Below are 14,621 nucleotides of genomic sequence, written 5' to 3' on the forward strand. Positions count from 1 at the left end.
AAGTTTAACAAAAAATTTAATCGTATTCTAAGTTTATTAAAAGTTCAGTCTTTAATCGACTGATAAAATTACAATCTAATTCAGCAAGAAGAATATCAATTAATTGAGATAAAAAATCGCGGTGAATATAATTGAACACAAAAATTTTTTCCTTAGTCATAAAATAAAAATCGAAAGAAATAAAATAACCAGAAATAGAGTTAATTTCTAAAGTAGCTAGCTCTTCAGGTTGAAAATAGTCACTTAATCTTGTTCGATAATTGTTTATTTTTTTTACTGAATTTGATGTAGAATCTATATATTCTAGAGTTAGATTTTCTATCTCATCATTGCAAAATTGTAGAGCGAATTCATTTTTAGGATAATCATTAATGCACAAATTGAAGCGATTATCTTTTTGATATAACTGAAAAAGTCGATTAAATTCTTGTACATTATTAATCATAATAGATGAAGTTAAATGATTGATTTGAATAAATTTAATAACATTTAATTAAATAATCAAATAAAAAAGAGCCAAAATAACTTGGCTCTTGTATTTCTAGTAACGTATTGTTCTTGTTGTATTTGAAATTGGTTGATCAATATCTTTTACAAATTGCGTTCGCTTTGTCCAATTTTTATGATCATCATATTGATACTTAATTGTTGATATATTCTTTACTTTTCCTGCTTCATCAATCACCGTTTCTTCGATAATATTATTGTTTTCATCAAATTTTCGAACATATTTATTGACTTGTTTATTGTCTTTGTTCATATAAGTTTCCTCTAAAGGATTACCTTTCGCGTCATTTTTATAATTCAACGTATAAGTTCCTTGGTTATATTTCACTAATGTTTTGACTAAAAATCCATTTTGATATTGAAACGTTTTTTCGATAAAAACATCCGAATCTTCCAATAAATTAGTTTCTCTTTCGTAAGTTACATTCTGATTTTGGTCTAATTTATATTCTGTTTTAGAAACATTGACATCATTTTCGCTTTTCGTGACAATGTAACCGTCTGTTGTATATTCATAATCAAAATTGAAAACTAAACTTTCGTCATTGTTTTTCATTTCTCTCGAAATCAATTTATTCGATTCATTATAATTAAATGTTTCAGTAAAAGTTTTATTTCCAGCTTCATCAAAATAATCACGTTTTGTAGGATTTCCATCTTTATTGTACGTTGATTTTGTGTAATACTCGGTTTCATAACCTTCGATAAACTTCATCCGAATACGTGCTTTTTGCATCGATTCTTCGATAAAAGTTGGATTTCCTAAAACATCATTTTGTTGTAATTCAGGTTTTTGAGCAAATGCAAAACCTGAAAATAATATGGTAATTAAAGCAATGTTTTTTAACATATGTTGTATTTTTTTATTCTTGAATAGAATGATTAACCAAAATTAATCCAAAAATGTAAATTTCTTGATCTATTTAAAGGTGAACGTAAAAACTAGAACTTATATTTGAAAAAAAATAAAAAAAATGAGCACAAAATTTAAACTCTTAGGAAATCAACCTGCATTTATTGATGTTTCATTATTATTGATACGTATCGCAGCAGGAGGATTTATGTTTACACACGGTTTTGGAAAATTGCAAAAATTAGTCAATGGAAATTTCGAATTTGGAGATCCAATTGGACTTGGCCCAGAAATTTCTTTAGGTTTAACTGTTTTTGCGGAAATACTTTGCGCTTTCTTAGTTTTTGCTGGATTATTTACTCGGTTGGCTTCAATTCCATTAATTATTACCATGTTAGTTGCTGTATTCATCGTACATGTAGATGATGATTTTGGTAAAAAAGAATTGGGATTATTCTACTTAATCAATTATTTAGTTATATTTTTATCAGGTGCAGGAAAATATTCTTTAGACAAATTGATCCTTAAAAAATGATAAAAACATTAACCTATAGCTTATTGATTTGTTCTTCTGCATTATTTGCTCAATCAAAAAATATGAAAAACATTGTTTATACGCCATTAACAAAGGCAGAAACGACATTAATAAAAGAAAAGAACTCGTATGATCCTTTTCGTGTTTTATTAACGAATTCAGATGCTGATACAAAAATCTTAAAAGCTAATTCTATTGATATTGATCCAAAAGATCCTTCAATAAAATTATTAGCAGATCGTATGTATGCGACTGTTCAAGACGAGGCAAGTAAAGGTGTTGGGATTGCAGCTCCTCAAATTGGAATTAATAGAAACGCGGTTTGGGTACAACGTTTTGACAAAGAAGAAGATCCTTTTGAGTTTATTATTAATCCTAAAATCACATGGTATTCGGACATTGTTCGTCACGGTCGCGAAGGTTGTTTGTCTATTCCTGATATTTTCGGAAAAGTGTATAGAAGCTTGGTTCTTCGATTAGAATATTATGATTTGGATGGAAATTTTCATGATGAAACAGTTGAAGGTTTTACAGCGGTTATTTTTCAACACGAATACGATCATTTAACAGGAACGTTATTTACAGATCGTATGAAAGAGCAAGAAAAACTAAATTATGTTAAAGCAGAAGTGATGAACGATGTTTTTTACTTGAAAAAAACAGGTTCTTTTACAGATGACGACGATGATGAAGATTAAAAATTTCTTAAAACGTAGAAATTATTATGCTTGGCATAGTTTTTAGTTTAATTTTGCAAAAACTTATTTAGAAAATTGTTAGCATACACTACATATAATCATCCAACGAGTACAGAATGGGTGACTTTTGTTCATGGAGCAGGAGGAAGTTCTACGATTTGGTTCAAGCAATTACGTGAATTTCGCAAACATTTCAATGTTTTGTTAATGGACTTGAGAGGACATGGACGTTCTAAGAAAAACTTGAAAGCGCTTTTCGAAAAACGTTATACTTTCAAATCAGTTTCAAAAGATGTTATTGATGTTTTAGATCATTTAAATATTGATAAAACACATTTTGTTGGGATGTCTTTGGGAACGATTGTGATTCGACAATTGGCAGAAGATTATTCGGAGCGATTCAAATCAATGGTAATGGGAGGCGCAATTATGAAAATTAATTTTCAATGTCAATTTTTGATTAATGTTGGAAATACATTCAAACATATGTTACCTTATTTGATCTTGTATCGAATTTTTGCTTTCGCTATAATGCCAAAAAATACGCACAAAGAATCAAGGTTATTATTTATCAATGAAGCGAAAAAATTGTATCAAAAAGAGTTTTTGAAATGGTTCAAACTTACTGCGGATGTCAATCCGTTGCTAAAATGGTTTCGAAAAGTTGAATTGAATATTCCGACTTTATATGTGATGGGAGCAGAAGATCATATGTTTTTGCCTTCGATTCAGGAATTAACAAAAGCGCATACTAAACATTCAGAATTGATTGTTATCGAAGATTGTGGACATGTTGTAAATGTCGATCAACCACAAATTTTTAATGATAAAGTAATTGAATATATTCATCGAATTAAATAAAATACTGAAAAAAGCTTCCAATTAGGAAGCTTTTTTTAGTCTATATATCGTTGTATAAAATTATATCCTAAATCGTAATAATGTTTTTGATTATTTTCAAAAGTTAATTCAAATTGTTGACCATTTCCTTTTATACTAAGTAATTTACAAGGATTAATTTCTCCTAATTCTTCACCAAAATAATAGTAATAAAATTCTGTTTTATAAGTTTGTTGATTTTTTATTGATATTTTATTTGAAGGATGCTTCATTAATTCTGTCCAAAATAAGAAAGTTTGTGCTTTGCTTAATTGTTTTCCATTAATATTGATTAAACTGAGTAGTGGGAAGTATTCAGATTCATGGTATTTCTTTTTATTATTCATTAAAGAACCTGAATAAGTAAGAGCTAATTCTAAACTCGAATAAGAAGGATTCATTGGATAAGCATAAACACGTATCGATTTTATAATTTTATCCTTCTTTATGACAAGTAACAAATCTTCTGATTGATCTGTAATTTGTTCTTCATAATTATCTTTTAATGAAAGTAATTCTGCGTCATTAATTTTCTGCTCTAAAAATTGATGAAATTTTTTATCTAATTTACCTTCAAAAACGCCCTTTTTTCCATTAAAAGCTTCATTAGCGCTAATAATAGTTCCATTTTTTTGAATAGCGATATTTATTATACTACAACTTCCATAACAACCACTTGTCGTATAGATAATTTGATCATAATCTAATGGAGTTTTGGTATTATTATCTCTTCTTCCAAGTGTATCAAGACTCGAATCATTATTATATTTGATAACCATTTCTTCTTTATTTATTGATAAAATTTTAAAAAATGGTTTTGGTTTACTGATAGAATCAAAATAATGAACTGTTGAATCTTTTACATTGAATTTGATTGAATTACCTAAAAATTTAGTAGGTATAAATTTTTTATGCTCTCGAATTCCATAAGTTTCATAGATACCATCATAATATCCTTTATTATTATATATTGAATCCTGATCGAATTTATAAATAACTGGATCTAAAACTGCCATTTTAGTTGACCAGACATCTTGTATTTGTTCTAATAATTTATTGTCAGCTTCCGAATTATTTTTACAAGAATTAAAAGATAATATAAGTATAAAAAAATAGATGTATTTCATAAATAATATATTCAATTAAGATACAATAATTTATTTATGAAAAAAAGCTTCCAAATTGGAAGCTTTTTTTAGTTTATTTTGATCTTTTTTCTAACAAATCTGGGCGCCGTTCTTTTGTACGTTCAATTGCTTGTTCATGCAGCCATTCCTCTATTTTAGGAAAGTTACCCGAAAGTAAAACATCAGGAACTTTAAGACCTTTATATTCGGCTGGACGCGTATAAATTGGCGGCGCTAACAAATCATCTTGAAACGAATCTGAAAGGGCAGAAGTCTCATCACCAATTACGCCAGGTAACAATCGGATAATAGAATCAGCCAAAATAATTGCGCCAAATTCTCCACCCGAAAGTACATAATCACCAATCGAAATTTCTCGCGTCACATACATATCACGAATACGTTGATCGATACCTTTGTAATGCCCACAAATCATCATAAGATTTCCTTTCAACGACAAATCATTCGCAATTGTTTGATTCAACGTTTCACCATCTGGCGTCAAATAAATAATTTCATCATACGCGCGTTCATCTTTCAATTTCGAAATCATTTTGTCCAAAGGTTCGCACATAATTACCATTCCAGAAGTTCCTCCGTACGGATAATCATCTACATGACGATAACGTCCTTTTCCAAAATCTCTCAAATCGTGAACATGAATTTCAGCTAAACCTTTGTCTTGCGCACGTTTCATAATCGAGGCAGAAAATGGACTAACTAATAATTCGGGTAAAACAGTGATAATATCTATTCGCATGCTGCAAAGATATTTGTTTAGCTACGTTTGCGCAAGTTTAAATCTATTTTTTGAATTTGATTGTTTTAACAGAATTTATAAATTCTTTTCGTGATTTTTCATCTAAATTGTAACCAATAAAATTAAATTTTGAAGTTGAGTTTTTAATAGTATCCATATAAACTGCAATTAATTTATGATGATTTGATTGTATAAGTTTTGCTTTTTGATGATCAATAACAATATAAGAAATCTGATATTCTGATTGTACGATAGAATCAATATTAGTTTTGTGAAGTTTATTGATATACAACTCAGAGATTTTCTCCAATCCTAAATCAGGATTATTATATAAAATAGTTGTAAAAATACTATCTGCAATTTTAGCATTAATATCAAAATCTCCACCTGCAAGTCTGCCATAATCATAATCTAAGGTATCATTATTTGGTGTAATAATTCCTCCAACTTCAGTATCAATTCCGCCTAATTTCACTTTTTTCCAATCTTTCGGAATTTCCATAGAGAAACTTCTAAATTGAATCGTTTTATAATTGCTTTTATTGCAAGAAATTAATCCAAATAATATAATGAATGATAAATATTTTAATTGATTATTCAAATGATTGATATTCTTTTAAAATTAATAAATATAATTGATATTATTCATTAGCCTTATTCAAATGAAATCGAGTAAATTTGTCTAAAATTTTAATCAAATGTTTTTATATAACAGACATAGACGACTACGCAAAAATGAATCAATTCGTAGTATGATTCGCGAAAATCATTTGTCACCAAACGATTTTATTTTACCAATTTTTATGGCTGAAGGAGAAGGTGTGAAAGAAGAAATTGCTGCAATGCCAGGTATTTACCGCCAATCTCTTGACAATACTGTAAAAGAAGTAAAAGAAATTTGGGATTTAGGTATAAAATCAGTTAACATATATTGTAAAGTTAGTGATAACTTAAAAGATAATACAGGTAAAGAGGCTTGGAATCCAAACGGATTGATGCAAAATACAATCAAAGCAATTAAAGATGCTGTTCCAGAAATGATTGTAATGCCTGATGTTGCCTTAGATCCATATTCAATTTATGGTCACGACGGAATCATCAAAAATGGAGAAGTTATTAATGATGAAACTGTTGATGCTTTGGTAAAAATGACGTTATCTCATGCAGAAGCAGGTGCCGATTTTGTTGCGCCTTCCGATATGATGGATGGTCGAATAGGAGCGATGCGTGCTGCGTTGGAGGAAAACGGTTTTCATAATGTAGGAATCATGACGTATGCTGCGAAATATGCGTCATCTTTTTATGGACCTTTCCGTACAGCCTTAGATTCTGCGCCAGTTGATTCTCAAGAAATTCCGAAAGATAAAAAAACCTATCAAATGGATTACCATAATTCACAAGAAGCGTTGCGTGAAGCGATTGCAGATGTAGAAGAAGGTGCAGATATTTTGATGGTTAAACCAGGTATGGCTTATTTGGATATAGTGAAATTAATAAAAGATAATTTGCAAGTTCCAGTTTCAGTATATCAAGTTTCAGGTGAATATGCGATGATTAAAGCTGCTGTAGAAAAAGGCTGGTTAGATAATGATAAAGTTATTTTAGAATCTCTAACAAGTTTTAAAAGAGCAGGAGCAGATCTTATTTCAACTTACTTTGCAAAAGAAGCTGCAAGATTATTAAACGAATAATTAATAACATATAAAAAAACCACTTCTTTAGAAGTGGTTTTTGTTTTTCTTAAAGCGAATATTGAATCATTTTCGCTGTAAATTTTTGCTTTTCTAAAGTAGATAGAAAATATTGCTGCTCCGCAATAGCTTGTTCTTTTTTCTGATAATTTTTTTCGTAACCAGTCTGAATCTCTTTTAAAGAAGTAATAGACCCATTTTTCAATAAATAATTTTGAAATTTTGTATATCTATCAGCTAATTTGCCATAGATATCTCTATTATTAATGTTTGCTTCATAAACATCAGTTACAAAAACCTCATTATTTTGTCCATAAGCTATGGAAAAAAAATAATAAGTTTGGTTACTCTTTATTTGACTGAAAACCACCCCAGAAATAAAGAATAAAAATAATACTAAACCTTTTTTCATTCAACCTAATTTTGAGTGCACAATTTAAACATAATATATATATTTAAACGGGCTATTGTGTAATTTTATATAATTCGGTATAAATTTTTTATATTTGTGTCCTAAAATTGACTCAAAATGTTTCAAAATCTTCAGGATAAATTAGATAAAGCATTACATACCTTAAAAGGAAAAGGACAAATTACAGAAATTAACGTTGCTGAAACTGTAAAAGAAGTACGTAGAGCACTTGTTGATGCCGATGTTAGTTATAAAGTTGCAAAAGATTTTACAAATACAGTAAAAGAAAAAGCTTTAGGTGAAAACGTAATTACATCGCTTAATCCTGGACAATTAATGGTAAAAATTGTTCACGATGAATTAGCAAAATTAATGGGAGGTGAGGTTACAGAACTTAAAGTAGACGATAATCCGACAATTATTTTGATTGCTGGTTTACAAGGTTCTGGTAAAACAACTTTTTCTGGTAAATTAGCTAATTTCCTAAAAACTAAGAAAAACAAAAAAGTATTATTAGTTGCTGGTGACGTTTATCGTCCAGCAGCCATCAATCAGTTACAAGTTTTAGGAGAGCAAATTGGTGTGGATGTTTATGCTGATTTAGAAAACAAGAATCCTGTAGAAATTGCTCAATCAGCGATTGCACAAGCAAAACAAAATGGAAATAATGTAATTATTGTCGATACAGCTGGTCGTTTAGCGATTGATGAACAAATGATGGATGAAATTCGTCGTGTTCATCAAACAGTTAATCCAACCGAAACTTTATTTGTTGTAGATTCTATGACAGGTCAAGATGCGGTGAATACTGCAAAAGCTTTCAATGAAGTTTTAAATTATAATGGAGTTGTTTTAACAAAATTAGATGGTGATACGCGTGGAGGAGCTGCCTTAACAATTCGCACTGTTGTAGACAAACCAATCAAATTTATTTCTACTGGAGAGAAAATGGAAGCTTTAGATGTTTTCTATCCAGAACGTATGGCGGATCGTATTTTGGGAATGGGTGACGTTGTTTCGTTAGTAGAGCGTGCTCAAGAACAATTTGACGAAGAAGAAGCAAAACGTTTACAAAAGAAAATTGCAAAAAATAGCTTCGATTTTGATGATTTCTTAAAACAAATTCAACAAATCAAACGTATGGGTAATATGAAAGATTTAGTTGGAATGATTCCTGGCGCTGGAAAAGCTTTGAAAGATGTAGATATTGATGATAATGCCTTTAAAGGTGTTGAAGCGATTATTCATTCAATGACAAAAAAAGAGCGTCAAAATCCAAATATTATCGATAATTCTCGTAAGAAAAGAATTGCAGCTGGATCTGGAACATCTTTGCAGGAAGTAAATCAGTTATTGAAACAATTCTCTGAAATGGGAAAAATGATGAAATTTATGAATTCTACAAATGGTAAAAAGATGATGGAAACAATGTCTAAGAATATGCCAGCTGGTGGATTTCCTGGAATGCCAAAAATGTAAAAAATTTTAAAATTATACTTTAAAAAAAACCTCCTTTAAAAAGAGGTTTTTTTTTATTAATATAGCTATTAGCTTTTTTTATTTAACATAATATATATTATAACATTAATATTTCTACGAAATATTAATGTTAATAATCTTTATTATGTTAAATAGATTAATGATAATCTTCATTATCTATTCATATTCATCCAATCAATCCAACTATTAATTTGAGTTTTACTTACAAAGACAGCTTGTTCTGTTTCAGGTTTTGGACAAAGATGAAGTTCTACTTTTTGACTTGAATGTTTGATGATTACATTAATTGCATCAATGTGGACTATAAATTTTCGATTGATTTTAAAGAAAATGTTTTCGTCTAATTTATTTATAATATCCTTTATTGTATCATCGTAAATATAGGTTTGCTCATCTTTCGTTTTTATAAAAAGATGTTTTCCTGATGCAAAAAAATAAGCAATTTCATGTTCCCCTACAGAACGTAATTTGTTTCCATTTGTCACTAAAAAACGATGTATAATCTCAGACGGAGTATTTTGTAAAACTACAATAGATTTTAACGTTGACGAAATATCAAAACTCTCTCGAATGGTTTTGAATTTATGTAAAGCTAAATGCAATTCATTTATTTCAAATGGTTTTAGAATATAATCAATCGTGAAATGCTTGAAGACTTTCATCGCATATTCATCGTAAGCTGTAGTAAAAATAATTGGGGTAAGAATTTCAACTTCCTGAAAGATTTCAAAACTTTTTCCATCTCCTAAATGAATATCCATAAAAATCAAATCAACCGAATTTTCTCTAAAAAACTCAGTTGCTTGCTTTGTAGAACGTAAAACTGTAATCGAAGAAATGTCAATAATAGCTTGCTCTTCTAATAAGTTTTTTAGATAAGTAACAGCCAATAATTCGTCTTCTACAATTACTATTTTCATATTAAGCAAAAGTATAAAAAAACCGTCTAAATGATAAATAAAGACGGTTTAAAAATGTTATAAATGAGGATTATTGAGCTTAGCTGCTTGTGGAATTTCTATTGTATAACGAACATCATTTTTCTGTAGAATATATTCTTTATCCGAAATATGATGTATAATTTGCTTTTGATCTGCTCTACGTAAATCGTACCAACGTTGTCCTTCTAATGCAAATTCTCTGAAACGTTCATCTAAAATAAACTTCATCAATTCAGTAGAATTCATCACAGAAATTTCAGCTTGTAATTTTGCAAAACCAGTTGATGTGTAACGATTTTGTAAAACAGAAAACAATATTGCTTTAGCTTGATCTAATTTGTTTAATTTCAAATACGATTCAGCTTTAATAAAATATAATTCAGCTACACGGAAAGATGTTTTAAACTCTGAATTTCCACCTTTAATAATTTTATATTTCGAATCGGATTTCTCAAAATAAAGAGAAAAACGTAAATCATTTTCAGTATTATAACTGTTCAACAATTCAGGTGAGACATATGCCATAAATTGTACAGCATTGTTCAATGTGTTGTCTAAAGCTAAAATAGATTCAGTAGATGTATAATGATTTGGAACTAATTTTGTCGTATTTAAATTAACTAAATCACTTTTAATTTTAAGTGCTTCATCAGAAAAATCAATTGCTTTTTGCCATTCATTTTTATACAAAGCGATTCTTGCTTCTAAAGCATTTAAGGCTACTTTAGAAAATCTATAATTCAACCCAGCCAATTGCTGATCCATTTTCATCAATTTCGTCGCTTGATCTAAATCAGACTCAATATGATTATAAACTTCTTGAACAGATGATGGTTTAAGCGTTGCTTCTAAATCTACTTTTAAATTTAAAGGAACTCCCCTATCCGTATTTGATGTTGCTGAATTATACGGTTTACCATATAAATTAACCAAATCAAAATATGCATAAGCGCGTAATGCGTATGCTTCTGCTAATAATTGATCTTTTTCAGCAGAGTTTTTCATTGTTTTTGGTCCTTCGTTGATGATTTGATTCGCATAAAAAATCACCGTATAAAAACTAACCCAAGGAAATTGAATAGATATTTGATCTGGATTTGTATCTTTCCATTGTGCAATTTCACGATAGGAAATAAAGTCATTTGATGATTCATTCAATGTAACCTCATCAGTGCGTAAAGCTGTCAACGACTTATGTGTTGGATATTTTGAATAAGCATTTGTTAATACCATTCGATAATCTTCTACCGTTTTTGGAATCACTTTTCCATCTGGTTCAATATCCAAATAATTGTCACAACTAACTGCTGTAAAGCTAACTACAACTACGCTTAATAATAAAAATATTTTTTTCATTTGATTTAAAATTTAGAAAGAAACATTAAGTCCTACTGTTACAGATTTTGCAATTGGTTGTGCATAAATATTTCCGTAAGTTTCTGGATCAAAATAACCTTTATAACCATTACTAAACACAAATAAATTACGTCCTTCTAAACTAAAACGAGCGCTTTTGAAACCGACAATCTCAGCATATTTATTTGGTAAAGTATACCCAAGACGAATACTACTGATTCGCATATAACTAATTTCCTTCGCCCAAATGTCTAATAAATTGTACGCATTTGCATTGTTTCCTGCAAACCATTTGTTTGTCATCCAGCTATCGTTATCGCCTTTAATTGGACTTGTAATCCCTGGAAGTGTAGAACCTGCTTCGAAAATATCTTGTGTATAATTACGACCTGGATCCAATTCCATTCCACGATAAGAAGGCGTTTTCATCACCGTTTGTTTTAAATTGAACGCAGCAGAAATCGTTAAATCAAAATTGTGAATTTTAAAATTATTGATAATACCTCCTGTGAATTTAGGATCGCGATCTCCGATGTATGTAAATAATTTACGTTTTTCTTCGCTTGTTAATTTAGAATCAACAATTTCTCCTGGTAAAAAGTCTTCGTATAAGTCATATAAAGCAAAAAATTCTTTTGCAGAAACTTTTTCATCTCCTTTCCAGAACATTGGATTTCCGTGTTCGTCAAATCCAGCTGTTTTTAAAGCAAAAATTGCATTTACAGGTAAACCTTCACGAGATGGAATTAAACTATTTTCACGTTGTTGTTCTTTAAGAACTTTACTTTTATTGTGCGCAAAATTAATTGTTGTCGACCATTTAAAGTTCTTCTTATCAATGTTGCGTGTTGTTAGAGCAATCTCAAAACCTTTGTTTGTCAATTCTCCCCAGTTCACCATTGTATACTCAAAACCTGTTTCTAAAGGCGTTTCGCGCATACTAATCATATCTGTTCCTTTACGATTGTAAACATCAACAGCAAGGTTGATACGATTTTTGAAAAGACCTAAATCTAACCCAACATTTGTATTCGTTGTTTTTTCCCAACGCAACAAATCATTCGGTAAATTAATCGCATTGATAATATCTTCTTTATTACCTGGCAAAATTGTTGCATCGTTATATTCACCAATAAAGAAAGGTGAAGTGTTACGATCAATATTTCCTTGTAAACCATAAGAAGCGCGTAAACGAAGATTCGAAATGAAGTCAACATTCTCCATAAACGACTCTTTTGAAACTAACCAAGAAGCTGAAACTGCCCAAATTGGTAAGTATTTATATTTTTTATTAACTCCGAATAAATTTGTACCATCATAACGAACACTACCAAAAACAGTATATTTTCTGTCTAATGTATACGAAGCAGTTGCATATGTAGATACATAAGCATTCTCATCCGTAGGCATTTCTCTGTACGTTTCGTAACGTTTTTCTGCAGCAAAACTTGAATTAGGGAAAACAATTGGCGTACCTGTTTTAGTCGTTTTATTGTAACCAAAAGCACGTGTTAAAGTCGTCTCATTTTGTGTATGACGAATCTCTGTACCAGCCATCAAATCGATTTCATGACGATTGTTAATTGTAGTACTGTATGTTCCTTGTAACTTCCAGTTATATTGGAAAAATTCGTTGTCCCAATTTTGCTTAACTCCTCCGTCTGGTAAGAAATACAAATATTGTCCAGATTTATAATAACGCGTTCCTTCTCTCATTTTACGTGTAAAATAAGTTTCTTGCTCAGCGTATTTTTCTGTTTTGTTACTATCGTACTGGATCCCTAGTTGTGATGTTAATTTTAAACCTTTTGCTAATTGATAATTAAGATCAATAATACCTTTTAACGAACGGTTTTTTAATGTATAATTTGTATTTTCTCTTTCTTCAATAAAATTGAACGGAACAGAACGATCTTCAAATCCATCAATATCGTTATCATAACGATAAGAACCATCTGCATTAAATGGAGATAAATATGGATTCGCATTTCGAGAATAATTAATCGGATTGATTGATGCATCAGCATCTGTTACAAAAGATTTTTTATCACTTGAAGTTGCAAAAATAGAAATCCCTACATCTAATTTATCGTTAAGTTTATAATTGTTTTTTAAAGTAAGATTATAACGCTCAAAACCTGTTCCGATTGTAGTTCCTTGCTCATCATAATAACCCAATGAGAAGTAATAATCAGAACGATCATTTCCTCCAGAAATACTCAAACCATATTGTGTATTAATTGCATTACGATACAATAATTTCCCCCAATCGGTTGTATTATTTCGTAAAGAATTAATTTGATTTTGTGTGATAAGATCTAAAGAATTGAATCCTCCATTTCGTAAAGCATTTAATTGGCCATTCTTTTGCAAAATTCGCATTACTTCACCTTTATCTGTACGATACGTTAAATCATCTCGACCAGCAAGTATTAATTCAAGATCAACTTTCTGTGAAGCATTTAGTAAGTTTAAACGACCAAAATCAGGACGAGCCGTTACAAATGTATTCGCAGAAAAATTAACCGTCATAGCGCCTTTTTTACCACGTTTTGTTGTAATAGAAATTACACCATTTGCAGCTCTTGCTCCATAAATAGCCGTTGCAGCAGCATCTTTAAGAATTGTAATATCTTCGATATCGTTTGGATTTAATCCAGCGATAGAAAAGTTTTGCAATTGATCGATGTTATCTTTATCACTAAAGTTTGGTACATCATTTCCTTCTAATGGTAAACCATCAATCACCCATAACGGATCTTGTGGACCTGAAAGAGAAGCCGTACCACGAATCCTAATTTTACTTGGAGAACCAGGCGAACCAGTTTCTGTAGAAACAGCTACACCAGCAATTTGTCCGCTTAACAATTGGTCAACACTAGCAACACCAGCTTGTTGAATATCATCCATTTTTACAGTTGATACTGCTGATGTTAGTTTACGTTTTTCGATTTTTTGATAACCTGTAACAACAACTTCTTTTAGATCATTATTTTCTGGAAGAGCTTGACCTAAAGTAGATTTTAAGCTCACATGATATGTTGTTAAATCTGTAGAAAGTTCAACCAATTTAGAATCGTAACCTAAATAACTAATTAATACAGATTTTGTATTTGCAGGAACCTCTAACGAAAAGAAACCATCTTCATCTGTAACAGTACCAACCGTTACACTTTCTATAATTCCTTTTTGATCTGTTTTTGTTGAAATTGATTGAGCTTCAATTTTAACAGACGCACCAGCAATTCCAGCCAACGATTTATCGTCTTGAACCGAACCTGTAATCACTCTCTTTTCTTGAGAAAACGCAATACTTGCCGCAAAAAGTGGCAAAAGAATGAGTGTCTTTTTCATTTCTATAT

General features: G+C 30.2%; 14 protein-coding genes. 5 read left to right on the forward strand and 9 right to left on the reverse strand.

What is annotated here, in order from left to right:
- Nucleotides 1-16: 16 nt before the first annotated feature.
- Nucleotides 17-445: a hypothetical protein gene (locus tag E4J94_RS10675; protein ID WP_135835798.1), complete on the reverse strand. Its 429-nt coding sequence runs from the start codon at nt 443-445 to the stop codon at nt 17-19.
- A 96-nt stretch (nt 446-541) separates the two neighbouring features.
- A complete protein-coding gene (locus E4J94_RS10680) occupies nt 542-1,357 on the reverse strand; it encodes a hypothetical protein (RefSeq protein ID WP_135835799.1) in 816 nt (271 codons plus the stop codon).
- A gap of 124 nt (nt 1,358-1,481) precedes the next feature.
- Here E4J94_RS10680 and E4J94_RS10685 point away from each other — a divergent pair, with 124 nt between their 5' ends.
- The 3 genes from E4J94_RS10685 (at nt 1,482) to E4J94_RS10695 (ending at nt 3,454) form a co-directional block, all read left to right on the forward strand.
- Entirely contained in the window at nt 1,482-1,895 is a 414-nt protein-coding gene (locus E4J94_RS10685; RefSeq protein ID WP_135835800.1) for a DoxX family protein, read from the forward strand.
- Nucleotides 1,892-2,593, forward strand: a complete 702-nt coding sequence (gene def, locus E4J94_RS10690; protein WP_135835801.1) for a peptide deformylase — start codon at nt 1,892-1,894, stop codon at nt 2,591-2,593. The genes E4J94_RS10685 and def overlap by 4 nt, the downstream gene beginning before the upstream one ends.
- 75 nt (nt 2,594-2,668) lie before the next feature.
- Nucleotides 2,669-3,454, forward strand: coding sequence for an alpha/beta fold hydrolase (locus E4J94_RS10695; protein ID WP_125349375.1), 786 nt, complete (start codon nt 2,669-2,671; stop codon nt 3,452-3,454).
- A 35-nt stretch (nt 3,455-3,489) separates the two neighbouring features.
- Here E4J94_RS10695 and E4J94_RS10700 read toward each other — a convergent pair whose 3' ends face one another.
- The 3 genes from E4J94_RS10700 to E4J94_RS10710 form a co-directional block, all read right to left on the reverse strand.
- The gene (locus E4J94_RS10700; RefSeq protein WP_135835802.1) at nt 3,490-4,599 is read right to left on the reverse strand and encodes a DUF6438 domain-containing protein; all 1,110 of its coding nucleotides are present in this window, start codon (nt 4,597-4,599) and stop codon (nt 3,490-3,492) included.
- A gap of 73 nt (nt 4,600-4,672) precedes the next feature.
- Nucleotides 4,673-5,359 (reverse strand): tRNA (guanosine(37)-N1)-methyltransferase TrmD, encoded by a 687-nt coding sequence (gene trmD / locus E4J94_RS10705; RefSeq protein WP_038334131.1) that lies wholly within the window; start codon nt 5,357-5,359, stop codon nt 4,673-4,675.
- 43 nt (nt 5,360-5,402) lie between these two features.
- Nucleotides 5,403-5,861 (reverse strand): hypothetical protein, encoded by a 459-nt coding sequence (locus tag E4J94_RS10710; protein WP_135835803.1) that lies wholly within the window; start codon nt 5,859-5,861, stop codon nt 5,403-5,405.
- A gap of 196 nt (nt 5,862-6,057) precedes the next feature.
- Here E4J94_RS10710 and hemB point away from each other — a divergent pair, with 196 nt between their 5' ends.
- The gene (hemB, locus tag E4J94_RS10715; RefSeq protein ID WP_135835804.1) at nt 6,058-7,050 is read left to right on the forward strand and encodes a porphobilinogen synthase; all 993 of its coding nucleotides are present in this window, start codon (nt 6,058-6,060) and stop codon (nt 7,048-7,050) included.
- Between the two features lie 49 nt (nt 7,051-7,099).
- Here hemB and E4J94_RS10720 read toward each other — a convergent pair whose 3' ends face one another.
- On the reverse strand, nt 7,100-7,462 hold the full coding sequence (locus E4J94_RS10720) for a hypothetical protein (RefSeq protein WP_135835805.1): 363 nt from the start codon (nt 7,460-7,462) through the stop codon (nt 7,100-7,102).
- Nucleotides 7,463-7,579: 117 nt separating this feature from the next.
- Here E4J94_RS10720 and ffh point away from each other — a divergent pair, with 117 nt between their 5' ends.
- Nucleotides 7,580-8,941: a signal recognition particle protein gene (gene ffh, locus E4J94_RS10725; protein ID WP_135835806.1), complete on the forward strand. Its 1,362-nt coding sequence runs from the start codon at nt 7,580-7,582 to the stop codon at nt 8,939-8,941.
- A 173-nt stretch (nt 8,942-9,114) separates the two neighbouring features.
- Here the strand turns inward: ffh and E4J94_RS10730 are convergent, their stop codons facing one another.
- Genes E4J94_RS10730 through E4J94_RS10740 form a run of 3 tightly spaced genes read right to left on the reverse strand, consistent with a single transcriptional unit; the run spans nt 9,115 to nt 14,613 of the window.
- Complete coding sequence (locus E4J94_RS10730; RefSeq protein ID WP_135835807.1) at nt 9,115-9,882, reverse strand: LytR/AlgR family response regulator transcription factor; 768 nt, start codon at nt 9,880-9,882, stop codon at nt 9,115-9,117.
- Nucleotides 9,883-9,939: 57 nt separating this feature from the next.
- The gene (locus E4J94_RS10735; RefSeq protein WP_135835808.1) at nt 9,940-11,259 is read right to left on the reverse strand and encodes a RagB/SusD family nutrient uptake outer membrane protein; all 1,320 of its coding nucleotides are present in this window, start codon (nt 11,257-11,259) and stop codon (nt 9,940-9,942) included.
- Nucleotides 11,260-11,271: 12 nt separating this feature from the next.
- A complete protein-coding gene (locus tag E4J94_RS10740) occupies nt 11,272-14,613 on the reverse strand; it encodes a SusC/RagA family TonB-linked outer membrane protein (protein WP_135835809.1) in 3,342 nt (1,113 codons plus the stop codon).
- Between the last annotated feature and the right edge of the window lie 8 nt (nt 14,614-14,621).

It is taken from the genome of Empedobacter tilapiae (assembly GCF_004785645.1).
GTDB classification, from domain to species: domain Bacteria; phylum Bacteroidota; class Bacteroidia; order Flavobacteriales; family Weeksellaceae; genus Empedobacter; species Empedobacter tilapiae.

Bases quoted from the DNA above. Each gene is read 5' to 3' on its own strand.
- E4J94_RS10710 (WP_135835803.1), bottom strand. From the start codon at position 5,861: ATGGAAATTCCGAAAGATTGGAAAAAAGTGAAATTAGGCGGAATTGAT.
- E4J94_RS10735 (WP_135835808.1), bottom strand. From the start codon at position 11,259: ATGAAAAAAATATTTTTATTATTAAGCGTAGTTGTAGTTAGCTTTACA.
- hemB (WP_135835804.1), top strand. From the start codon at position 6,058: ATGTTTTTATATAACAGACATAGACGACTACGCAAAAATGAATCAATT.
- E4J94_RS10700 (WP_135835802.1), bottom strand. From the start codon at position 4,599: ATGAAATACATCTATTTTTTTATACTTATATTATCTTTTAATTCTTGT.
- E4J94_RS10730 (WP_135835807.1), bottom strand. From the start codon at position 9,882: ATGAAAATAGTAATTGTAGAAGACGAATTATTGGCTGTTACTTATCTA.
- trmD (WP_038334131.1), bottom strand. From the start codon at position 5,359: ATGCGAATAGATATTATCACTGTTTTACCCGAATTATTAGTTAGTCCA.
- E4J94_RS10675 (WP_135835798.1), bottom strand. From the start codon at position 445: ATGATTAATAATGTACAAGAATTTAATCGACTTTTTCAGTTATATCAA.
- E4J94_RS10685 (WP_135835800.1), top strand. From the start codon at position 1,482: ATGAGCACAAAATTTAAACTCTTAGGAAATCAACCTGCATTTATTGAT.
- E4J94_RS10680 (WP_135835799.1), bottom strand. From the start codon at position 1,357: ATGTTAAAAAACATTGCTTTAATTACCATATTATTTTCAGGTTTTGCA.
- E4J94_RS10740 (WP_135835809.1), bottom strand. From the start codon at position 14,613: ATGAAAAAGACACTCATTCTTTTGCCACTTTTTGCGGCAAGTATTGCG.
- ffh (WP_135835806.1), top strand. From the start codon at position 7,580: ATGTTTCAAAATCTTCAGGATAAATTAGATAAAGCATTACATACCTTA.
- def (WP_135835801.1), top strand. From the start codon at position 1,892: ATGATAAAAACATTAACCTATAGCTTATTGATTTGTTCTTCTGCATTA.
- E4J94_RS10720 (WP_135835805.1), bottom strand. From the start codon at position 7,462: ATGAAAAAAGGTTTAGTATTATTTTTATTCTTTATTTCTGGGGTGGTT.